Genomic DNA, 21,472 nt, shown 5'->3' on the forward strand with positions numbered 1-21,472 from the left:
CCCGCGGCTCCCGTGCGCCCGGCGCGTCCCGTACGCGCCTGACGGCCGCCCTCGCCGTGCTGGTACTGGCCACCGGGTGCGGTGCCGCCGACATGACCCGGCAGGCCTCGCCGTTCGCCAACGCGCAGGGCTCGCGGACCGTGACCCTCTCCGTGCAGTCGTGGGTCGGCGCGCAGGCCAACGTGGCCGTCGCGCAGTACCTGCTGGAGCGTGAACTGGGCTACCGCGTCGACACCGTCCAGGTCGACGAGGTCCCCGCGTGGGACGCGCTCAGCCAGGGCCGGGTCGACGCGATCCTGGAGGACTGGGGCCACCCCGAGCAGGAGCGGCGGTACGTCGAGGACAAGCGGACCATCGTGGACGGCGGCCGTCTCGGCGTCACCGGGCACATCGGGTGGTTCGTGCCGACGTACTTCGCGAAGCAGCACCCGGACGTGACCGACTGGAAGAACCTCGACAAGTACGCCGACCGGTTCCGCACACCGGAGAGCGGCGGCAAGGGCCAGCTGCTCGACGGCTCGCCGTCCTACGTCACGAACGACAAGGCCCTGGTCAAGAACCTGGACCTCGACTACCGGGTGGTGTTCGCCGGCTCGGAGGCGGCCCAGATCACCCAGATGCGTCAGTTCGCCAAGGAGCGCAAGCCCTTCCTGACGTACTGGTACTCACCCCAGTGGCTCTTCGAGAAGGTGCCCATGACGGAGGTGGAGCTGCCCGAGTACGAGGAGGGGTGCGACGCCGACCCGGAAGCGGTGGCCTGCGCCTATCCGCACACGCCGCTGCGCAAGTACCTGAACTCGGACTTCGCGAGGTCGGGCGGTGACGCGGCCGCCTTCCTGCGGAACTTCAAGTGGACGACCGAGGACCAGAACGAGGTCTCCCTGATGATCGCCGACCAGAAGCTGACACCTGATCGGGCGGCGGCGAAATGGGCCGAGAGGCACGAGTCGACATGGAAGGCATGGCTACCCGGGTAGTGATGTCAGTGGACCCGGGCAGCTGAGCCCGTCGGCCGCCCGATGGACCCGTGCCGGGTGCCTTCCCTGACAGGGGCACCCGGCACGCTCACGTCCGGGCCCCCACGCCCGGGGCCCGTGTGCGCGGCGGTTCCGGTCACGCAGAACGGGTCGACCTGTAGTGGCCGGCGGTGAGCCTGCAGGTCACCCCGAAGCGGTTCCACGCGTTGATCACGGTGATCGCCGCGATGAGCTGTGCGAGCTCGGCGTCCTCGAACTGCCCGGCCGCCGTCGCGTAGACCTCGTCCGGCACGAAGCCGTCCGTCAGGACCGTCACGGCCTCGGTGAGCGCCAGCGCCGCGAGCTCCTTCTCCGTGTAGAAGTGCCGCGACTCCTCCCAGGCGTCGAGCTGGATGATCCGCTCGACGCTCTCGCCCGAGGCGAGCGCGTCCTTCGTGTGCATGTCGAGGCAGAACGCGCAGTGGTTGAGCTGCGACGCACGGATCTTCACCAGTTCGAGCAGCGCCGGGTCGAGACCCTTCCTGGCCGCCGCGTCGAGCCGGACCATCGCCTTGTAGACCTCCGGAGCGAGCTCCGCCCACGGGAGCCGCGGCGCGTGCTCGGGGGCGTAGGGGGATCCGGTCGGGGCATCGGCGGGGGCATCGGTCGGGGTGTCGTCGCGCGGGACGGTGTGTGTCGTCATACCGGCGAGCCTACGAACCGAGTAGCCCAGGGGTATGGTCCATTTCCATGGCTGAATCCTGGGCCACTTTGGGAGTGGACCTCCACGTCGACGTGACGCGCACCGGCTCCGGCCTGCGCAGGGGCCTCACGGACGCGCTGCGGGAGGCGGTGCGCGGCGGCCGGCTCCCGCCCGGCACACGGCTGCCGTCGTCACGCTCCCTGGCCGCCGATCTCGGTGTGGCCCGCAACACGGTCGCCGACGCGTACGCCGACCTCGTCGCCGAGGGCTGGCTCACCGCGCGCCAGGGCTCCGGCACCCGCGTGGCGGACCGTTCCGTGGTCGCCCCGGCCTCCGCCGCGCCCCGGCCGCGCCTCTCCCGGGGCCCCGTGCACGACCTCGTCCCCGGCACCCCCGACCTCGCCTCGTTCCCGCGCGCCGCCTGGCTCAAGGCGTCCCGCCGGGCCCTCGCGGCAGCCCCGTACGACGTGCTCGGCTACGGGGACCCGCGAGGCCGCGTCGAACTGCGCACCGCCCTCGCCGGCTACCTCGCCCGCGCCCGCGGGGTGCGCGCGGACCCCGAACGCATCGTCATCTGCTCCGGGTTCGCCCACGGTCTGATGCTGCTCGGCGGGGTGCTGTCGCGGCCGGGGCCGGGGCGCGGGCCGGGCTCGGGGTCGGGGCCGCGCTCGGGGTCCTCCGGGTCCGGGGAGGGGGTGCTGGCCGTGGAGTCGTACGGACTCGACGTGCACTGGGACCTGGTGGCGCGGACGGGGCTGCGGTCGGCGGCCCTGCCGTTCGACGAACTCGGCACGCGTACGGACGGGTTGACCGGGGGAGCCGGGGGTGTGCGGGGGGTGCTGCTCACGCCGGCCCACCAGTTCCCGATGGGCGTGCCCCTGCACCCCGACCGGCGTGCGGCCGTCGTCGACTGGGCACGGCGTACGGGCGGGCTGATTCTGGAGGACGACTACGACGGGGAGTTCCGGTACGACAGGCAACCGGTCGGCGCGCTCCAGGGCCTCGACCCGGACCGGGTGGTGTACATGGGCACCGCCAGCAAGTCCCTGGCACCCGGTCTGCGCCTCGGCTGGCTGGTCCTGCCGCCGCACCTGGCCGCCGAGGTCACTGCGGCTAAGGGCGCCGCGGACTGGGCGTGCGGTGTCCTGGACCAGCTGACGCTGGCGGAGTTCATCACCTCGGGCGCGTACGACCGCCATGTCCGGGCTGCACGCCTGCGGTACCGGCGCCGCCGCGACCAGCTCGTCGCCGCCCTGGCCGCCCGGGCCCCCTCGGTGACGGCGACCGGGATCGCGGCGGGACTGCACGCGGTGCTCAGACTTCCGCCGGGCACCGAGGAGTCGGTGGTGCGGGCGGCCGTCTGGCAGGGCCTGGCCCTCCACGGTCTGGCCGACTACCGCCGCCCCGACGCCTCGGCCCCGCACGTGGACGCCCTGGTCGTGGGGTACGGAACCCCCTCGGACAGCGGCTGGGCGGGGGCCCTGGAAGCGCTGTGCCGGGTGTTGCCGTAGGTGCGGGTGCGGGTCCGCCGGGGTGCGGGCTCCGGGTCGGGGTGCGGGTGTGTGTGCGCGGCTGTGGGCCCGGGTTCGGGGTGGTGGGGTGCGTGCGCGGGTGTGGGCCGGGGCGGGTGCCGGGTCCGTGCCCCGGGGGCGGGGTCCGGGGCGTCACCAGGCAAGCAAGCGGCAAGCGGCAGTCGCCGGGATCACGGCGAGGCGGGCCCGGGCGGCTCCGCCTCGACCGGCGCCTCGACCGGCGCCTCGCCGAAGCGTGCCAGCGCCAGCGCCCCGGCCACCGCGACGGCGAAGCCGAGGACGGCCAGCCACGCCAGGCCCTCGCGGGTGCGGTCGCCCAGCCAGACGACGCCCACCGCGGCGGGCCCGATGGTCTCGCCGATGACCATGCCCGCCGTCGCCGTGGTCACCGAGCCGCGTTCGAGGGCCGAGGTGAGCAGCAGGAACGCCGCGCCACCGCCCAGCAGCAGGGCGTACGTGGCCGGATTGGTGAAGAGCGTCGCCGGGTCGAGGTCCTCGATGAGCCGGACCGACACCTCGACCACGCCGAACCCGAATCCGGACCCGAGGCCGAGTGCGAGCGCCCGCGCCCGGCCCGGAAGGCCGCCGGCCGCCGCCCCGAGGAGCAGGATGCCCCCGGCGACGCCCAGCATCGCGTACCTCAGCGCCGTGGACCCGGTCTCGTCGCCCTCCTCCCCGGCGGAGAGGCCGAGCATCGCGAGACCCGCGCAGACCACCCCCACCGCGGCCCATTCGACGCCGGTGAGCGGCGTCCGGAGGAGTCGGGCCGCGACCACGGCCGTGACCGCGAGGCTCGCCGCGAGAGCCGCCCCCACCGCGTAGATCGGCAGGGACCGCAGGGCGACGATCTGCAGGACGAACCCGGCCCCGTCGAGCCCGAGTCCGGCGAGGTACCGCCACTGCCGAACGGCCCGCCACAGCAGGGCGGCGTCCACGCCGGAGCCCTTGCCGGAGCCCTTGCCGGAGCCCTTGTCGGAGCCCCTGGAGGAGGGGATGCCACCGGAGCCTTCGGAGGAACGGGCGTCTCCCGGGCCGCCGGAGTCCGACGCCGCAGCGCGCGCGGCCATGGCCTGCAGCACCGTCGCCGTCCCGTAGCAGAGCGCCGCACCGAGGGCACACACCATTCCAAAGAGCACAAAGTGACCTTAGGGGAGCCGGAGTTCGGGGAGCCGCTCGCGCGACCGGGACCAGTGATCTTTACCCTGATCCCTTGTCCCGGGCCGGAGAACGCGCCCGGGCGCCGGGCGGACGGGTCCGGCGCGAGAGCCGACGGGGGAGAGAACATGGCGGACGGGCGCAGGCGTCTGCGGTCGAGCACGGTCGTACTCGGGGGAATGGGCGTCCTCGCGGCGGCCCTCACCTCGTGCGGGTCCGACCCCGACCGGCGCTGTGTGGACCGCGAGTCCTACGACTACGCGGACGGCTACCGGATCATCGCGGACAGGAACTGCTCCTCGGGATCGGCGGGTTCCTCGGGCAAGTACCGCGGCACGGGCGGCTCGGCGGGCGCCGCCTGGTACTACGACGCGGACGTCAGCGCCGGGCACGCCGACTACGGCACCTTCAGCCGCAGCGAGGCCGTCGACCGCGAGGGCTTCGGCTGCTCGGGCTCGGGCAGCGGCGGCGGCTGATCCGTCGAGTCGCCGGGACGGGCGAGGCGCCGCGACGGGCGAGGCGCCGGGCCCGCGACGCACCCGGCCCGGCTGTTCGCGAGGTCCGGCGACGCACCCGGCTCGGCTGTTCGCCGGGTCCGGCTGGCCGCCGGGTCCGGCTGTCCGCCGGGTCCGTGGAACCGGCGCCGCACCCGGTCCGTAGAAGTCGAGCACGCGAGGAAGCTCCGCCATGGAACGCCGTACCACCACACCCCGCCCGGACTGGCAGCGGACGGTGGAGGAACAGGGGCTCATCTACCCCCTGACCCGCCACCCGGACGACTCCCTGCGCCCGTACTGGGACGAGTCCGCCTACTACGTCTTCTCGCTGCCCGAGGTGGAGGCGCTGGAGGAGGTCGTCGAGGAACTCCACGCGATGTGCCTGGCCGCCGCCGCGCACATCGTCGCCGAGAACCGCTTCTCCGACCTGGGCATCACCGATCCCCGGCTGGTGGAGCTGGTGGCCGAGGCCTGGCACCGGCGCTCGGAACTCCCCTCCCTGTACGGCCGTTTCGACCTCCGCCACGACGGCACGGGCCCGGCGAAGCTCCTGGAGTACAACGCCGACACCCCGACCTCGCTCGTCGAGGCCGCCAGCCCGCAGTGGTTCTGGATGGAGGAGCGTTTCCCGGGCGCCGACCAGTGGAACTCCCTCCACGAGCGCCTCGTCGACGCCTGGAGGAAGCAGGCGCCGCTGCTGCCGCCGGGCAGCCCGCTCTACTTCGCCCACTCGGCGGCCGACGAACTCGGCGAGGACCTGATGACCGTCGGGTATCTGAAGGAGACGGCGGAGCAGGCGGGACTCGACACGGCGTGGATCGCCATGGAGGAGATCGGCTGGGACCGGCTCTCGGGCCGCTTCGTCGACAAGCGACTCCGCTTCATCCGGAGCTGCTTCAAGCTCTACCCCTGGGAGTGGCTGACGACCGACCGCTTCGCCGGGCACGTCCTCGCCACCCTCGACAACGGCGGCGGCACGGGTACGACGATGTGGATCGAGCCGGCCTGGAAGATGCTGCTCTCCAACAAGGCGCTCCTCGCCGTCCTCTGGGAGCTGAACCCGGGCCACCCGAACCTCCTGCCCGCCTACCTCGACGGCCCGCGCGAACTGGCGGACACCCGCGGGTTCGTGGCCAAACCCCTCCTCGGCCGCGAGGGCGCGGGCGTCACGGTCCACGAACCGGGCTCCGCACCGGCCGTACGCGAAGAGCCCTGCTGCTATCAGGAGTTGGCGCCATTGCCCTCCTTCGACGGCAACCGGGTCGTCCTCGGGGCCTGGGTCGTCGACAACGAGTCCGCGGGCCTGGGCATCCGGGAGTCCACCGGCCTGATCACGGACGAGTACGCCCGCTTCCTGCCGCACGTGATCCTCTGACAACCGTCCTCCCGGCACCCGGGAGGACGGCACCCGCGAGCACAGCCCTCGGGCCGACCACCCGTCGGCGCTCGGCGGTCGGGTCGAGCGGCCGGCCGTCCGGCTCAGGCCCGACCGTCCGTCGGACCGTCCGTCGGCGGTCGACCGGTCCGGCCCAGGGGCCGCCCGCCGGGCACCGGGGATCGACCGTCCGTCGGCGATCGGTCGATCCGGCCCACGGGCTGTCCGCCCCGCACCAGTGGCCGACCGGCCCGTCGTGGACCGGCCGTCCGGGACCGGGCCCGAGGCGCCCGCCCGGCACGAGGGCCCGACCGGCCCGAACGGCGGGCGAACGAGCCGGGGCGGATGCCGAGCGGCCCGGTACGGCGGACCCGCGTCACCCGCCCAGCACGGCCCGCAACTGGGCCAGCCCCCAGTCGAGATCCTCCTTGCTGATCACCAGCGGCGGCGCGATGCGGATCGTCGAGCCATGGGTGTCCTTGACCAGCACACCCCGGTCCATCAGCTTCTCGGAGATCTCCCGTCCCGTGCCGTACGCGGGGTCGACGTCCACCCCCGCCCACAGCCCGCGCCCCCGCACCTGCGTCACCCGGCCCGCCCCGGCCAGCAGGCCAAGCTCGCGGTGCAGGTGCTCGCCCAGCTCCGCCGCCCGCCGCTGGTACTCGCCCGACCGCAGCATCGCGATCACCTCCAGCGCCACCGCGCACGCCAGCGGATTGCCGCCGAACGTCGAGCCGTGCTCACCAGGCTTGAACACGCCGAGCACCTCGCTCGACGAGACCACCGCCGACACCGGCACCACCCCGCCCCCGAGCGCCTTGCCGAGCACGTACATGTCGGGCACCACACCCTCGTGCTCGCACGCGAAGGTCCTCCCCGTCCTGCCGAGCCCCGACTGGATCTCGTCCGCGATGAACAGGACACCGCGCTCACGCGTCAACTCCCGCACCCCGGCGAGGTAACCGGGAGGGGGCACCAGTACGCCCGCCTCGCCCTGGATCGGCTCCAGCAGCACGGCCACCGTGTTCTCGGTGACCGCCGCACGCATCGCCGTCGGGTCCCCGTACGGCACGATCTCGAAGCCGGGCGTGTACGGCCCGAAGTCCGCCCGCGCCTCCGCGTCCGTGGAGAAGCTGATGACCGTCGTCGTACGACCGTGGAAGTTGTTGCCCGCCACGACGATCTTCGCCCTGCCGTCCGGCACGCCCTTGACGCGGTAGCCCCACTTCCGGGCCGTCTTCACCGCCGTCTCGACCGCCTCCGCGCCCGTGTTCATCGGCAGCACCGTCTCCATGCCGCACAACTCGGCCAGCCGCGCGCAGAACTCGGCGAACCGGTCGTGGTGGAACGCCCGTGACGTCAGCGTCACCCGGTCCAGCTGGGCCTTGGCCGCCTCGATCAGGCGCGTGTTGCCGTGACCGAAGTTCAGGGCCGAGTACCCGGCCAGGAGATCGAGGTAGCGGCGGCCCTCGACATCCGTCATCCAGGCCCCGTCCGCGGTCGCCACGACGACCGGCAGCGGGTGGTAGTTGTGCGCGCTGTGCGCTTCGGCCGAGGCGATCAGGTCTTCGGTGGCGGTCACGGCATCTCCGATTCGAGCTGGTGCGTACGGCGCCGGGCTGGCTCGTGAACCCCTTCCTACCGTCGCCCGCATGGTGGACGGCGGAACCCGCCGATCCGGCGCGCCCGGTACGCTGATCCACGGGCCGTGACTGGCGCGCTGGGATGGGACCGACCATCGGGGAGCGGCCCGCGTCGTGCTCTCCCGGGGCAACCCCCGGACCCCCGGCCGGGTGGAACAGGCCGACCGAGGGGCCGGAGTGTCCGTGCGGAGCGCGGCGACCGAGTGCCGTGCGCCTGGGCCGAACCGTGAACGCCGAACGCCACGTCCGGAGGCCGTCATGCCCGAGCCCCTTTCCACCGAATCCACCGCCTTCCGCAGTGCCCTCGAAGTGATCCGCGCGGTCGAGCCCCGAGTCGCCGACGCCATCGGGCAGGAGGTCGCCGACCAGCGCGAGATGCTCAAGCTGATCGCCTCCGAGAACTACGCCTCCCCGGCCACCCTGCTGGCCATGGGCAACTGGTTCAGCGACAAGTACGCCGAGGGCACCATCGGCCGCCGCTTCTACGCCGGCTGCCGCAACGTCGACACCGTCGAGTCCCTCGCCGCCGAGCACGCCCGCGAACTCTTCGGCGCCCGGCACGCCTACGCCCAGCCGCACTCCGGCATCGACGCCAACCTCGTCGCCTTCTGGGCCGTCCTGGCCGACCGGGTGGAGGCCCCGGCGCTCGCCGAGGCCGGTGTCCGCAACGTCAACGACCTCTCCGACGCCGACTGGGCGCGACTGCGCCAGGCGTTCGGCAACCAGCGCATGCTCGGCATGTCCCTCGACGCCGGCGGCCACCTCACCCACGGCTTCCGACCGAACATCTCCGGCAAGATGTTCGACCAGCGTTCCTACGGCACCGACCCGGCCACCGGCCTCATCGACTACGAGGCCCTGCGCGCCTCCGCCCGCGAGTTCAAGCCGCTGATCATCGTCGCCGGCTACTCCGCCTATCCCCGGCTCGTGAACTTCCGGATCATGCGCGAGATCGCCGACGAGGTCGGCGCCACCCTCATGGTCGACATGGCCCACTTCGCGGGGCTCGTCGCCGGCAAGGTGCTCACCGGCGACTTCGACCCGGTACCGCACGCCCAGATCGTCACGACCACCACCCACAAGTCCCTGCGCGGCCCCCGCGGCGGCATGGTCCTGTGCGACGACTCGCTCAAGGACCAGGTCGACCGTGGCTGCCCCATGGTGCTCGGCGGCCCGCTCCCGCACGTCATGGCGGCCAAGGCCGTCGCGCTCGCCGAGGCCCGCCGCCCCGAGTTCCGCGACTACGCGCAGGCCGTCGTCGACAACGCCCGCGCCCTGGCCGAAGGCCTGATGCGGCGCGGCGCCACGCTGGTCACCGGCGGCACCGACAACCACCTCAACCTGATCGACGTCGGCTCCTCCTACGGTCTCACCGGCCGGCAGGCCGAGTCCGCCCTGCTCGACTCGGGCATCGTCACCAACCGGAACGCCATCCCGGCCGACCCCAACGGCGCCTGGTACACCTCCGGCATCCGCATCGGCACGCCCGCGCTGACCACCCGTGGTCTGGGCGCCGCCGAGATGGACGAGATCGCCGGTCTCATCGACCGCGTCCTCACCACCACCGAACCGGGCACCACCGCCAAGGGCGCCCCCTCCAAGGCGCAGCACGTCCTGGACCCGAAGATCGCGGACGAGATCTCGCACCGCGCGACCGACCTGCTGGCCGGCTTCCCGCTCTACCCGGAGATCGACCTCGGCTGAGCCCTGGCGGAGCGCACCCCGGCCACGGCGGCGCGGGCCGCCCACGCGGCCCACGCCTCGCCCGGTCGGCGCCCCGCGCCGGACCCGCGTGCGCACCCGGGTCCGGTGTGGGCCCGAGCGCGGCCCGAGCCATGATCCGTGCGGAGCCTTGGTCCGGTTCCGGCCCGCACGTGGATCCGGGGCCACCGCGCGCCCGGCCACCCGGGCGTCCCGGCTACGCGGGCGTCCCGGCTACCGGGCGGCAGGGCATCCCCGGACCGACCGGCATCCGGGGCCGGACCCCGCACACCTCACACGTCCCGCAGCTCCTGCCGGGGGCCGCCCCTCCGCTCCTCCCGCCATGCGTCCCACGCGCTGCCGGTCCGCCGGACCACCGGCAACCGCACCACGAAGGGCCGCAGCGTCAGGGCCAGCGCGGCGCCGCTGAGGAGGCCGGATATCGCCCACCACCAGCCCGTGCCGCCGTCCGCCGCGATTCCGGGCGCGGCAGCCGTCTCCGCGCCGGACGGGCCGGAGCCCTCGGAGGCGGGCGCCGCCGAGGCGCCGTCGGCCGTCGCGGCGGGCTCCGGACGGATCGCTCCCGCGCCCGCCCCGGACGGAGCGCCCAGGACGCCCAGCTTCTTCAACAGCGCCCGCAACGCGGCCGGTTGTCCCGCCCGGTGCCAGCGGCCGTTCATGGACTCGGGCAGGTCGGTCGTCGTGTGGATCCATACGTCCTTGCTGCCGGACGTGGCCGGATAGACGCGGTCCACCCGCCAGGGCGAGACGTCATGGGCGAGCCAGGTGACATTGATCTGGCGCCCACTGCCCACGGGGAGTCCGGGCGGATTCTCCTGACGTCCGGCTCCCGGTGTGCCGAGCAGCCGCTCCAGCGCTCCGTACTCCGCGTCCGAGTAGTACAGGGCCGCGCTCTCCGCGCTCTCCGGCGAGACCACCAGCACACTCGTCGGCCCACCGGCCGACGCGGCGGGTGCCCCCAGCACGACCAGGCCGAGGGCGATCACCAGGGCCCGGAACCCGGCCCAGCCGCCGAACCCCCTCACCCGCGGCCTCCTCAACTCCCTGCACCCGCTCCGGACGCGCATGCCCGCCCCGACACCGGCCCGGGTCCCGCCACCCGTCCCGGCACCGCCACCCGTCCCTGTCCTCGCGCCCGGCCTCAACCCCATCGCCACCGCCGTCCCCGTCCCGACGCGGGGCCACCGGGCCCGAGCCGCCTTCCCGCCACGGCCCCGAACCCTCGTCGCCCCTCCGCACCACCTGCGCATCCGACACCCCCAACCGGTCACGGTGCGGTCCCGTCCGCACCTGCGTGTCACTTCTGGTACACCGCTCGACCCGCCGGGGTTCCCATTCCGCACCGACCGGATTCACCATCCCGGCCGAGAGCCGGGAGCTGACATCCGAGAGCCGACATCCGAGGGCTGAGGACCGACAGCCGACAGGGCGACAGCCCACGGGGCGACAGGGCAGCGGGGAGCCGGAACGGCGGACAGGCCGGGCGGCGGGGCGGACCGGACGGCGGGGGCGGACCGGACGGCGGGGCGGACCGGTCGGAGGGAGGACGACAGCCGCTCCCTCGGGACCGCCCGGGACCACTCCCCGGCTACTCCAGCGACTTCGCGATCTCCACCGCCCGGTCCCGTGACGCCACGCCCTCCAGCCGCAGGGTCATGTCGCCGCCGTGCGTCCACAGCAGCGTCGGGCCCGCCGTCCGCTCGGAGGCGGTGAAGTCGCCCGCCGAGTCCACCAGCCACAGGCGCAGGACGTGCGGCTCCGCGAACCACAGGCCGACCGACCCTTGGGGCGCAGGCTCCCCGTCGAGCGGCACGAACTGCGGCTGCTCCCGCACCAGCTTGGTGAAGCCGGGATTCAGCGCCGCCGCGTACTCGTCGAGCCGGACCGTGTGCCCCCGCTCGCGCCAGCACAGGCTGATCAGGAAGCGCCCCTTCGGCTCGGGGGTGACCGTCACCGCGTCCGGCGCCCCGAGGGCGGGTGGGACGCGCGGCGCGAAGCCGGCCCGGTGTCCCGCCTCGGCGAGGGTCAGGGAGGGGCCGCCGCAGCCGGGGACCCCGGCGCCCGGCGAGGGCGTGGCCGACGGGTCGTACCGCACCTCCACCCCGCCGAAGTCGAACCACTCGACGACCGCGGCGCGCACCGGAGGCGTCAGTACGAGGACCGTCAGCAGCCCGCACAGCCCCGCGGTCAGCGCGCGCCGGCGCAGCCGCGCCCAGCGGCGCAGGGTCCGCAGCCGGTCGGGCCGCGGTGGTACGGCGACCGGGGCCGGCACCCCCTCGGCGAGAATCCGCTCCAGCACCCGCTCGGCCATCGTCCCGCCGTCCACCGCTCCCGGACGGTCCAGGGAGCGCCCGAGCGCCCGCAGCTCCGCGGACAGCCCCGCAGCGGTCGCGCGCCCGTCCCCGTACAGGTCCCGCTCCCCTCGACCCTCCGGATTCCGGCCGTCCGGAACGCCCTCCCGCATCCGGCCGTCCGGGGCGCCCTCCCGCATCCGGCCGTCCGGAACGCCGTCCCGCCCCCGGCCGTCGGGCAGCCCGTGCCGCAATCCGCCGTCCCGGCCCCGGGGCCCAGAGGGCCACGGCCCGCCGGGCTCCCGCGGGCCGTTCCGCCCCTCCGGCTGCTCCGGCTCCTCCGGCTCACTCACGCTCATCACCTCCCCTCCGGGACTCCTGGCGCCGCTGCGGCTCGAAATCGGGCAGCAGGCGGCCCAGCTTCCGCAGCGCGCGGTTCAGCCGGGACTTCACCGTCCCCCGGGGCCAGCCCAGGGCCTCGGCCGTCTCCGGCTCGTCCATCTCCAGCAGGTAGCGGTAGGTGACGACCAGCCGGTGGTCCTCCCCGAGCTGGTCCAGGGCGGCCAGCAGGGCCGTCCTGCGCTCGGTGTCCAGCGCCGCGGCCGCCGGGTCCGCCGACTCCGGTATCAGCGGCTCCGACTCCACGAAGGACGCCTCCCGGCCAGCCAGCGTCCGCTGGCGCACCGCCGTCCGTACTGTGTTCCTCGTCTCATTGGCGACGATCGAGAGGAGCCACGGCTTGAACGCCGCGCCGTCCCGGAACCGGCCCAGGGAGCAGTAGGCCTTGAAGAAGGCCTGCTGCACCACGTCCTCGGCGTCGGCGCCCGCCCCGAGTGCCGCCGCCGCCCTGAGCGCGAGGCCCGTGTGGGCGCGCACGAGCTGCGCGTACGCCTCCGGCTCCCCGGCGCGCACCCGCGCGATCACCGCGGCCTCATCGACGATGCGGCCCCCCTCCCGCGTCCTCACACCTTTGGTACACCGCCCGCGGCAGATCGGTTCCCACCCGTGTCGGATCTCTTTCCGATCGGTTCCGGACCGGCCCCCGACACCTGAGAGAATGATGAGCATGGCCTCTGATCGTCCCCGCGTGCTCTCCGGAATCCAGCCCACGGCAGGCTCGTTCCACCTCGGCAACTACCTCGGCGCCGTGCGCCAGTGGGTGGCCCTGCAGGAGTCCCACGACGCGTTCTACATGGTCGTCGACCTGCACGCGATCACCCTGCCGCAGGACCCCGCGGACCTGCGCGCGAACACCAGGCTCGCCGCCGCGCAGCTGCTGGCCGCGGGCCTCGACCCGGAGCGCTGCACGCTTTTCGTCCAGAGCCACGTGCCCGAGCACGCGCAGCTCGCCTGGGTCATGAACTGCCTCACCGGTTTCGGCGAGGCGTCCCGGATGACCCAGTTCAAGGACAAGTCCGCGAAGCAGGGCGCCGAGCGCGCCTCGGTCGGCCTCTTCACGTACCCGATCCTCCAGGTCGCCGACATCCTGCTGTACCAGGCGAACGAGGTCCCCGTGGGTGAGGACCAGCGCCAGCACATCGAGCTGACCCGCGACCTCGCGGAGCGCTTCAACGGGCGCTTCGGCGAGACGTTCACGGTCCCCAAGCCGTACATCCTGAAGGAGACGGCGAAGATCTTCGATCTCCAGGACCCGGCGATCAAGATGAGCAAGTCGGCGTCGACGCCCAAGGGCCTGATCAACCTCCTCGACGAGCCCCGCGCCACGGCCAAGAAGGTCAAGAGCGCGGTCACCGACACGGACACGGTGATCAGGTACGACGCGGTGGGGAAGCCCGGTGTCAGCAACCTCCTGACCATCTACTCCACCCTCACCGGAACCGGAATCCCGGAACTGGAGCAGAAGTACGAGGGCAAGGGCTACGGTGCGCTCAAGACGGACCTCGCCGAGGTCATGGTCGACTTCGTGACGCCGTTCCGGGAGCGCACCCAGCAGTACCTGGACGACCCGGAGACGCTCGACTCGATCCTGGCCGAGGGCGCGGAGAAGGCCCGTTCCGTCGCGGCGGAGACGCTCGCCCGGACGTACGACCGCGTGGGCTTCCTGCCGGCCAAGCACTGAGGCCGGGCACGGCGGCCCGCGCCCCGGTCGGCAGCGTGCCGGGGCGGCGGTCGCGGTGGGGGACCCGGGCCCGGTGGCCGGGACCTCTCGGGGACGAGACCAGGGCAACACCGGTACGACGGCCGGAAAAGGGTCCCGCCGCCGTACAGTCGACAGCCGGGGCCTTGAACCGGCCCGCTGCGGACATCAGACGGACGAACACCACATACGGACGACAGGAGACGACGTGGGGACCGTAACGATCGGTGTGTCGATCGCGGTCCCGGAGCCTCACGGCAGCCTGCTCCAGGAGCGGCGCGCGGGCTTCGGCGACCCCGCGGCCTGCGGCATTCCCACGCACGTCACCCTGCTGCCGCCGACCGAGGTCGACGAGTCGGCGCTGCCGGCGATCGAGGCGCACCTCGTGGAGGTGGCGGCCGCGGGGCGCCCCTTTCCGATGAGGCTGGGCGGCACGGGCACCTTCCGTCCGCTGTCGCCCGTCGTGTTCGTCCGGGTCGTCGAGGGCGCCGAGGCCTGCACTTGGCTGCAGAAGCAGGTCCGGGACGCGTCCGGGCCCGTCGCCCGCGAACTGCAGTTCCCGTACCACCCGCACGTGACCGTGGCGCACGGCATCGACGACGAGGCCATGGACCGCGCGTTCGAGGAACTCGCGGAGTACGAGGCCCAGTGGCCGTGCACCGGCTTCGCGCTGTACGAGCAGGGGCCCGACGCCGTGTGGCGCAGGCTGCGCGACTACGTCTTCGGCGGCGCGGTCGTGCCGGCGCAGGCGACCCGCGCCGAGCGGGGACCGCTGCCGGCCTGCTGAGGGCGGTCGGGGGCGGCAGGGGAGCCGAGGGGGAGCCCATGCGCAGGACCGTGGCGGGACTCGCCGTGCTCGGCCTCGCGCTGGCCGGCTGCGGCACCGGGCGCGGCTCGGGAGGACCGGAGCCGTCCGGCACTGCGGACGGCCGGGCGTCCGGGCCACGCTGGGTGTACGACGAGGTCCTCGACCGGGATCTCTCGCTGTCCGACGTGGTCGCGACCTCCGCCGACGACGTCTGGGCGGCGGGCGCGGCACGGGACGGCAAGGAGCCCTCGCCCGACGACGTGTTCCTGCTGCGCCGCGACGGCGCGCGCTGGGAGCGGCGGCCGATGCCCGAGGAGCTGGGCGACCATCTGTACGGCGCGCGCCTCGACCCGATCGGTTCCGGAGCGGAGGGCTTCCTGCTCACCGCCTCGCGGCCGGGGTCGAAGACGGCGCGGACGGTGCGCTGGGACGGCTCCCGCTGGACCGCGCTCCCCGAGATCCCCGGCGGGACCCAGCCGCTCGACGTCGAGGCGTTCGGCGCCGACGACGTCTGGGTCCTCGGCCTCGACTCGCGGACCCACCACTGGGACGGCAGCCGGTGGACCACCTCGGTGCTGCCCGCCACCGCCGTGGCGCTGGACGGAGCCGCCCCCGACGACCTGTGGGCGGTCGGACACCGCTCCACGGCCGGCGCCGGTGACGGCGGTGAACTGACCCAGCCCGCCGCCCTGCACTGGGACGGCCGCTCCTGGCAGCAGGTCGGGACGCCCGAGTACCGCTTCCCTGAACCGGTGCCCGCGGAACCCGGCGCATCGCTCGACCAGGTCGTCGTGCTCGCCGCCGACGACGTCCGCGCCTACGGGACGCACACCTTCAACCACGGCGAGGGGGACGACGAGCCCGCGGAGGAGGCCGTACGCCTGCGCTGGGACGGGTCCCGCTGGGAGCGGACACCGGACGCGGAGGGGGAGTGCGCGGGGCGGGCGCCCGTGGCCCTCGACGGCGGCCGGGGGTTCGTCCTGGCAGGCAACCGGTACCTCGCGGCCGACGGGGCCTGCACGCGGATCACGCGGCCCCGGCTGCCCGGCGGGGACGGGGTGCGGCCGACGTCCCGGCAGTCGCTCTGGCTGTCCGCCGTGGAGCCGGTGCCGGGCACCGGCCAGGTCCTCGGCGTGGGACACGTGCAGGTCAACCAGAGCGGCGACCCCATGGACAAGCCGGTCGTGGTGTCCCTGAGGCGCTGACCGCCCCTCGGCCGCACGCGGCACGGGCGCCCGCGCGACCGTGCCGCGCCGCACGCTCGGGGGCCGTGGTCCGTGCTGCACGACGGCCTCGCGCGCCGTACGAAGGCCCGCCGGACCGTTCCGTACGACAGCGGCCCCGTCCCCCAGGGCGGCCCTTACGGCGTCCCGGGCATCCCCGGGGTGCGTCAGACCGGGAGCCGGCGGAACACCGCGCGCGGCACGTGGCGCAGTGCCGACATGACCACCCGCAGCGCGCCCGGCACCCACACGGTCTCGGAGCGCCGCCGCAGGCCCGTCTCGATGGCCAGCGCCACCGCCTCCGGAGTCGTGGCGAGGGGGGCCTCCGGAAGCCCCGCGGTCATCCTGGAGCGGACGAAGCCGGGGCGCACGACCATCACATGGACGCCCGTGCCGTGCAGTGCGTCCCCCAGGCCCTGCGCGAACGCGTCGAGGCCCGCCTTGCTGGACCCGTAGATGAAGTTGGCGCGGCGGGCGCGTTCGCCGGCCACCGAGGAGAGCACCACCAGGGAGCCGTGCCCCTGCGTCTGGAGCGCGCGGGCGCACACCAGGCCCGAGGAGACCGCGCCGGTGTAGTTGGTCTGGGCGATCAGGGCCGCCGCGCCGGGTTCGTTCTCGTCGCGCGACTGGTCGCCGAGCACCCCGAAGGCGAGCAGCACCATGTCGATGTCGCCCTCGGCGAAGACCTTGCCGAGGGAGGCCTCGTGGGCGTCGGTGTCGAGCGCGTCGAACGCGACGGTACGGACGTCCGCCCCGAGTTCGCGCAGCCCGGCGGCGGCCGACTCCAGCGCGGGCGAGGGGCGGCCCGCGAGCCAGACCGTACGGGTCCTGCGGGTGATCAGCCGCCGCGCGGTGGCGAGCCCGATCTCGGACGTGCCGCCGAGCACGAGCAGCGACTGGGGCGTACCGAATGCGTCCTTCATGAGCCGAACTCCTAGGGAGAGGACCGGGGATGGGGTCCGGTGCCGGGCGGACCCGGGGCTGCCGGGACCGGGGCGGACGGGTGCCGGGAGGGGGCGGACGGGCGGAGCCGGCCGGTCAGAGCGCGAGGCGCCGGGACAGGTCCGAGGTGAACACCCCCGCCGGGTCCAACTCCGCGCGCAGGGCACGGAAGTCGGCGAGCCGGGGGTACATCCCCGCGAGCAGTTCGGGCCGCAGCCGCGAGTCCTTGGCGAGGTAGACACGGCCCCCCGCGGCGGCCACCTCCTCGTCCAGCCCGTCCAGGAAGCCGCCGAGCCCGGGCAGGTTCGCCGGGATGTCCAGAGCGAGCGTCCAGCCGGGCACCGGGAAGGACAGCCAGCCCGGGTCGCCCTCGCCGAAGCGCTTCAGGACGGCCAGGAACGAGGGGCAGCGGTGCTGCGAGATGAGGTGCACGATCCGGCGCAGCGCGTCCTCCTCGCCGTGTCCGACGGCGAACTGGTACTGCACGAAACCGCCGCGGCCGTAGACGCGGTTCCAGTGCGGGACCCCGTCGAGCGGGTGGAAGAAGGTGGAGATCCGCTGGAGTTCGCCGGTTCGGGCACGGGGCGCCCTGCGGTACCAGAACTCGTTGAACAGACCGACCGTGGTGCGGCCGAGCAGGCCCTCGGGCACGAACGCGGGGGCGGCGGGCAGGCGCCCGGGCCGGAACTCCAGCGGCGCCCTGCGCGCGCGTCCGGGCAGCGCCTCCAGGGGTGCGTGGTCGCCGCGGGTCAGCACCGAGCGGCCCATCGAGGCGCCGCGCGCGAGCAGGTCGATCCAGGCGACCGAGTAGCGGTAGCGGTGGTCGGTGGCCGTGAGCCGGGCCATCAAGTCGTCCAGATCCGTGGCGCGTTCGGTGTCGACCGACATCAGCGACGTCTCGACGGGCTGGAGCCGGACGGTGGCGGTGAGGATGACACCGGTCAGGCCCATGCCGCCCGCGGTGGCGTCGAAGAGCGGAGTGCCGCGGTGCACCATGCGGATCCCGCCGTCGGCGGTGAGCAGTTCGAAGGAGAGCACGTGGCGGGCGAACGAGCCCGAGCCGTGGTGGTTCTTGCCGTGGATGTCCGCGCCGATCGCCCCGCCGACCGTCACATAGCGGGTGCCGGGCGTCACCGGCACGAACCAGCCCAGCGGCAGCAGGACTTCCATCAGCCGGTGCAGCGATACGCCGGCGTCGCACAGCACGGTCCCGCCGTCCGCGTCGATGGCGTGCACGCGGTCCAGGCCGGTCATGTCGAACACGGCGCCGCCCGCGTTCTGCGCCGCGTCCCCGTACGCCCGCCCCAGGCCCCGCGCGATGCCGCCGCGGGCCCCGCACTCCCGCACGGCGGCCAGGGTCTCCTCGTACGAACGCGGGCGGACCAGGCGGGCGGCGGTGGGAGCGGTGCGGCCCCACCCCGTGACAGGAACGGTGTCGGCAGGCATGCGATCGACCGTATCGTCCTTGTGTGGGCGTTTAGTTAAGAACATCCCTTCCCTCCCCGAAATGGGTGATTAATGGGATGTCGCTCAATATTGCCGGAGTTCCGCGGGTGTCCCCGTGAACAGTGGGTCCCCATGGACGACCTCGACGACATGGACCGACGACTTCTCTCGGCCCTCCACGACTGCGGTACGGACCCACGTGTCGCGACCGCCGCCCGCGCCCTGTCCTGGGCGGGGGAACACGCGGCGGTGTGGCTCGCGGCCGGCCTCGCGGGCGCCGCGCTCGACCGTGGACGCCGCGGCGCCTGGTTGCGCGGCACCGCGCTGACCGCCGGCGCGCACCTCGCCAGCATGGGCGTGAAACGGGTCGTGCGCCGCCCGCGCCCCGCACACGTCGAGCCACGGGTCCGCACGGCGGGTCGGCACTCGTTCCCCAGCTCGCACGCCACGTCGGCGGCCGCCGCCGCCGTGGCCTTCGGGGCACTGGGCGCACGCGCGGTGCCCCCGCTGGCCGCCGCGGTGTGCGTCTCGCGCCTGGTGACCGGTGTCCACTACCCCTCGGACGTCGCGGCGGGCGCGGCGCTCGGTGCCGTGACGGCCCGGCTCGGGGTCCGCTGGATGACAGGAGGCCGGGACCATGGCTGACACCGCTCTCCTGACGAGGACCCGGAGCCCGCAGGCCCCGCCGGGCAGAGGAGGCCTCCTCGGGGGACTGCTCAGGACCGCCCGCCCCAAGCAGTGGGTCAAGAACGTCCTGGTCGTGGCCGCTCCGGCGGCGGCGGGCGAACTCTTCTCGCGCCACGCGCTCGTCCAGATCGCGCTCGTCTTCGTGCTGTTCACGGCGTGCGCGGCGAGCGTCTACCTGGTCAACGACGCGCGGGACGCCGAGGCCGACCGCGCCCACCCGGTCAAGCGCCACCGCCCGGTGGCCGCCGGACAGGTGCCCGTTCCCGTCGCCTACGGCGTGGGGCTCGTGCTCGCCGTCGTCGCCCCGACCGCGGCCGTCTTCCTGTGCTCGCCGTTCACCTCGGCGCTGCTGACCGCCTACCTCGGCATGCAGTTCGCGTACTGCGTCAGCCTCAAGCACGTCCTCGTCGTCGACCTCGCCGTGGTGACCACCGGCTTCCTGATGCGGGCGATGATCGGCGGGCTCGCGCTCGGCATCCCGCTGTCCCGCTGGTTCCTGATCACGACGGGCTTCGGGGCGCTGTTCATGGTGTCCGCCAAGCGCTACTCCGAAGCCGTGCAGATGGCCGGGAAGGCCGGCGCCACCCGCGCGCTGCTCACCGAGTACACCACCGGCTACCTGCGCTTCGTGTGGCAGCTCGCGGCCGGGGTCGCCGTCCTCGGCTACTGCCTGTGGGCGCTGGAGGAGGGCGGCGTCCCGCACACCAGCGTGCTGCCGTGGCGGCAGCTGTCCATGGTCGCCTTCATCCTCGCCGTGCTGCGGTACGCCGTCTTCGCCGACCGCGGCACCGCGGGGGAGCCCGAGGACGTGGTCCTGCGCGACCGGGCGCTCGCCCTCATCGGCCTCGCCTGGGCCGCGATGTACGGCCTGGCCGTGGCCGACTGGTGAGTCCTCTCCGCGGGGCGGGCATCCCCCGGTCGCGGGAACTGGTCGGCTTCGCCACCGCGGGACTCCTCGCGTACGCCGCCGATCTCGCCCTGTTCGTGTGGCTGCGCGGCCCCGTCGGCCTGGACCCGCTGACGGCCAAGTCGCTGTCGTTCGTCGCGGGCTGCTCCGTCGCGTACGCGGGCAACGCGCTCGGGACCTACCGGCACGCGACGAGCGGGCTGCGCCAGTACGCGGTGTTCTTCGCGGTGAACATCGCGGGCGCGCTCGTCCAACTGCTCTGCATCCTCGTCAGCCACTACGGCCTCGGTCTCACCTCGGCGCGCGCCGACACCGTCTCGGGCGCGGGAGTCGGCATGGCCCTTGCCACGGTCCTGCGATTCTGGGGTACCCGCACATTGGTCTTCCGAGGCGAGGGCAGGGTCGGATCATGGACTGGCTGAAGAAGCTCCCCGGTGTGGGCCCGTTGGTGATCCGTCTGACCGCCACGCACGCGTGGCGGTCGTACGAACGCCTCGACCGCGTCAAGTGGACCCGGCTCGCCGCGGCCATGACCTTCATCAGCTTCATCGCGCTCTTCCCGCTGATCACCGTCGCGGCGGCGATCGCCGCCGCGACGCTCGACGAGGACGGCGAGAAGAAGCTGGAGGACAAGCTGGCCGAGCAGGTGCCCGGCATCTCCGACCAGCTCGACATCGGCGCGCTGGTGAACAACGCGGGCACGGTCGGGCTCATCGCGGGCGCGCTGCTGCTGTTCACCGGCATCGGCTGGGTCGGCTCGATGCGCGAGTGCCTGCGCGCGGTCTGGGAGCTGCCGGACGAGGAGGAGAACCCCCTCCTGCGCAAGCTCAAGGACGGCGGGGTGCTCGTCGGGCTCGGCGGGGCCGTGCTCGTGACGCTCGCCGCTTCCACCGTCGCCTCGTCCGCGGTGGGCTGGACGGCACGGCAGCTCGGCATCGAAGAGGCCGGCTGGGGCGAGGTGCTGCTGCGGGTCGTGGCGTTCGGCGTGGCCGTGCTCGCCGACTTCCTGCTGCTCCTGTACGTGCTGACACTGCTGCCGGGCGTCCACCCCTCGCGCCGGCGCCTCGTCGTCGCCGCGCTCCTCGGCGCCGCCGGGTTCGAGCTGCTGAAGCTGCTGCTCAGCGGCTACATCCAGGGCGTCGCGTCGAAGAGCATGTACGGCGCCTTCGGTGTGCCCGTCGCCCTGCTCCTGTGGATCAACTTCACGTCGAAGCTGCTGCTGTACTGCGCCGCCTGGACGGCCACCGGGCACGAGGAGCCCGCACACGACAACGGCCCCGACAGCACCGACGGTCCCGACGGCCCCGGCAGCACCGACGGCACGGACAGCGCAGGCGGCCGGCACGGCACGGACGGCCCCGACGGCAAGGAAGGGCCCGAGGACGCGGGCGGCCCCGAGGGTCCGGACCGCCCCGGGAGGCCGGCCGGAGCCGCGGGGCGGGCCGGCCCGGGAAGGGCCGCCTGAAGTCCCGCGGCGGCCCGGGTCC

The 21,472-nt window shown here is 73.9% G+C and carries 20 protein-coding genes; 12 read left to right on the plus strand and 8 right to left on the minus strand.

From position 1 onward, the window contains the following. The first annotated feature begins 92 nt into the window (after positions 1–92). Positions 93–977: an ABC transporter substrate-binding protein gene (locus IE265_RS00575; protein ID WP_229915983.1), complete on the plus strand. Its 885-nt coding sequence runs from the start codon at positions 93–95 to the stop codon at positions 975–977. Positions 978–1,113: 136 nt separating this feature from the next. Here IE265_RS00575 and IE265_RS00580 read toward each other — a convergent pair whose 3' ends face one another. After that, a complete protein-coding gene (locus IE265_RS00580) occupies positions 1,114–1,659 on the minus strand; it encodes a carboxymuconolactone decarboxylase family protein (RefSeq protein WP_190033253.1) in 546 nt (181 codons plus the stop codon). A 47-nt stretch (positions 1,660–1,706) separates the two neighbouring features. Here IE265_RS00580 and pdxR point away from each other — a divergent pair, with 47 nt between their 5' ends. Further along, positions 1,707–3,170: a MocR-like pyridoxine biosynthesis transcription factor PdxR gene (pdxR, locus tag IE265_RS00585; RefSeq protein ID WP_190033254.1), complete on the plus strand. Its 1,464-nt coding sequence runs from the start codon at positions 1,707–1,709 to the stop codon at positions 3,168–3,170. 191 nt (positions 3,171–3,361) lie between these two features. Here pdxR and IE265_RS00590 read toward each other — a convergent pair whose 3' ends face one another. Continuing rightward, positions 3,362–4,315, minus strand: coding sequence for a hypothetical protein (locus IE265_RS00590; RefSeq protein WP_190033255.1), 954 nt, complete (start codon positions 4,313–4,315; stop codon positions 3,362–3,364). Between the two features lie 159 nt (positions 4,316–4,474). Between IE265_RS00590 and IE265_RS00595 the strand changes: the two genes are divergently transcribed. Beyond that, positions 4,475–4,822 carry a hypothetical protein gene (locus IE265_RS00595; RefSeq protein WP_190033256.1) on the plus strand — a complete coding sequence of 116 codons (348 nt, stop codon included), beginning with the start codon at positions 4,475–4,477 and terminating at the stop codon, positions 4,820–4,822. Between the two features lie 211 nt (positions 4,823–5,033). Then, on the plus strand, positions 5,034–6,218 hold the full coding sequence (locus IE265_RS00600; protein WP_190033257.1) for a glutathionylspermidine synthase family protein: 1,185 nt from the start codon (positions 5,034–5,036) through the stop codon (positions 6,216–6,218). A gap of 376 nt (positions 6,219–6,594) precedes the next feature. On the opposite strand, the gene rocD is transcribed toward IE265_RS00600, so the two are convergent. Then, a complete protein-coding gene (gene rocD, locus IE265_RS00605; protein WP_190033258.1) occupies positions 6,595–7,800 on the minus strand; it encodes an ornithine--oxo-acid transaminase in 1,206 nt (401 codons plus the stop codon). 319 nt (positions 7,801–8,119) lie between these two features. On the opposite strand from rocD, the gene IE265_RS00610 reads away from it, so the two are divergent. Beyond that, positions 8,120–9,565 carry a glycine hydroxymethyltransferase gene (locus tag IE265_RS00610; RefSeq protein ID WP_190033259.1) on the plus strand — a complete coding sequence of 482 codons (1,446 nt, stop codon included), beginning with the start codon at positions 8,120–8,122 and terminating at the stop codon, positions 9,563–9,565. 290 nt (positions 9,566–9,855) lie between these two features. Here the strand turns inward: IE265_RS00610 and IE265_RS00615 are convergent, their stop codons facing one another. From IE265_RS00615 to IE265_RS00625, 3 genes are all read right to left on the minus strand, one after another. Beyond that, on the minus strand, positions 9,856–10,608 hold the full coding sequence (locus IE265_RS00615; protein ID WP_190033260.1) for a hypothetical protein: 753 nt from the start codon (positions 10,606–10,608) through the stop codon (positions 9,856–9,858). Positions 10,609–11,171: 563 nt separating this feature from the next. Further along, positions 11,172–12,227, minus strand: coding sequence for a hypothetical protein (locus IE265_RS00620; RefSeq protein ID WP_373302873.1), 1,056 nt, complete (start codon positions 12,225–12,227; stop codon positions 11,172–11,174). Beyond that, positions 12,220–12,840 carry an RNA polymerase sigma factor gene (locus IE265_RS00625; RefSeq protein ID WP_229915952.1) on the minus strand — a complete coding sequence of 207 codons (621 nt, stop codon included), beginning with the start codon at positions 12,838–12,840 and terminating at the stop codon, positions 12,220–12,222. The genes IE265_RS00620 and IE265_RS00625 overlap by 8 nt, the downstream gene beginning before the upstream one ends. Positions 12,841–12,940: 100 nt before the next feature. Here IE265_RS00625 and trpS point away from each other — a divergent pair, with 100 nt between their 5' ends. The 3 genes from trpS (at position 12,941) to IE265_RS00640 (ending at position 15,985) form a co-directional block, all read left to right on the plus strand. Next, positions 12,941–13,954, plus strand: coding sequence for a tryptophan--tRNA ligase (trpS, locus tag IE265_RS00630; protein WP_190033262.1), 1,014 nt, complete (start codon positions 12,941–12,943; stop codon positions 13,952–13,954). 226 nt (positions 13,955–14,180) lie between these two features. Further along, positions 14,181–14,759, plus strand: a complete 579-nt coding sequence (locus tag IE265_RS00635; RefSeq protein ID WP_190033263.1) for a 2'-5' RNA ligase family protein — start codon at positions 14,181–14,183, stop codon at positions 14,757–14,759. Between the two features lie 38 nt (positions 14,760–14,797). Then, entirely contained in the window at positions 14,798–15,985 is a 1,188-nt protein-coding gene (locus IE265_RS00640) for a hypothetical protein (protein WP_190033264.1), read from the plus strand. A 185-nt stretch (positions 15,986–16,170) separates the two neighbouring features. Here IE265_RS00640 and dprE2 read toward each other — a convergent pair whose 3' ends face one another. Then, complete coding sequence (dprE2, locus tag IE265_RS00645) at positions 16,171–16,926, minus strand: decaprenylphospho-beta-D-erythro-pentofuranosid-2-ulose 2-reductase (protein WP_190033265.1); 756 nt, start codon at positions 16,924–16,926, stop codon at positions 16,171–16,173. A 115-nt stretch (positions 16,927–17,041) separates the two neighbouring features. Beyond that, entirely contained in the window at positions 17,042–18,391 is a 1,350-nt protein-coding gene (gene dprE1 / locus IE265_RS00650; RefSeq protein ID WP_190033266.1) for a decaprenylphosphoryl-beta-D-ribose oxidase, read from the minus strand. 132 nt (positions 18,392–18,523) lie between these two features. On the opposite strand from dprE1, the gene IE265_RS00655 reads away from it, so the two are divergent. Genes IE265_RS00655 through IE265_RS00670 form a run of 4 tightly spaced genes read left to right on the plus strand, consistent with a single transcriptional unit; the run spans position 18,524 to position 21,450 of the window. Then, positions 18,524–19,036, plus strand: coding sequence for a phosphatase PAP2 family protein (locus tag IE265_RS00655; protein ID WP_190033267.1), 513 nt, complete (start codon positions 18,524–18,526; stop codon positions 19,034–19,036). Beyond that, on the plus strand, positions 19,029–19,967 hold the full coding sequence (locus tag IE265_RS00660) for a decaprenyl-phosphate phosphoribosyltransferase (protein WP_190033268.1): 939 nt from the start codon (positions 19,029–19,031) through the stop codon (positions 19,965–19,967). Before IE265_RS00655 ends, IE265_RS00660 begins: the two co-directional genes overlap by 8 nt. Then, entirely contained in the window at positions 19,964–20,407 is a 444-nt protein-coding gene (locus IE265_RS00665) for a GtrA family protein (RefSeq protein ID WP_229915953.1), read from the plus strand. The genes IE265_RS00660 and IE265_RS00665 overlap by 4 nt, the downstream gene beginning before the upstream one ends. Further along, positions 20,395–21,450: a YihY/virulence factor BrkB family protein gene (locus tag IE265_RS00670; RefSeq protein ID WP_190033269.1), complete on the plus strand. Its 1,056-nt coding sequence runs from the start codon at positions 20,395–20,397 to the stop codon at positions 21,448–21,450. Before IE265_RS00665 ends, IE265_RS00670 begins: the two co-directional genes overlap by 13 nt. Positions 21,451–21,472 lie beyond the last annotated feature (22 nt).

It is taken from the genome of Streptomyces fructofermentans, from assembly GCF_014651055.1.
Taxonomy (GTDB): domain Bacteria; phylum Actinomycetota; class Actinomycetes; order Streptomycetales; family Streptomycetaceae; genus Streptomyces; species Streptomyces fructofermentans.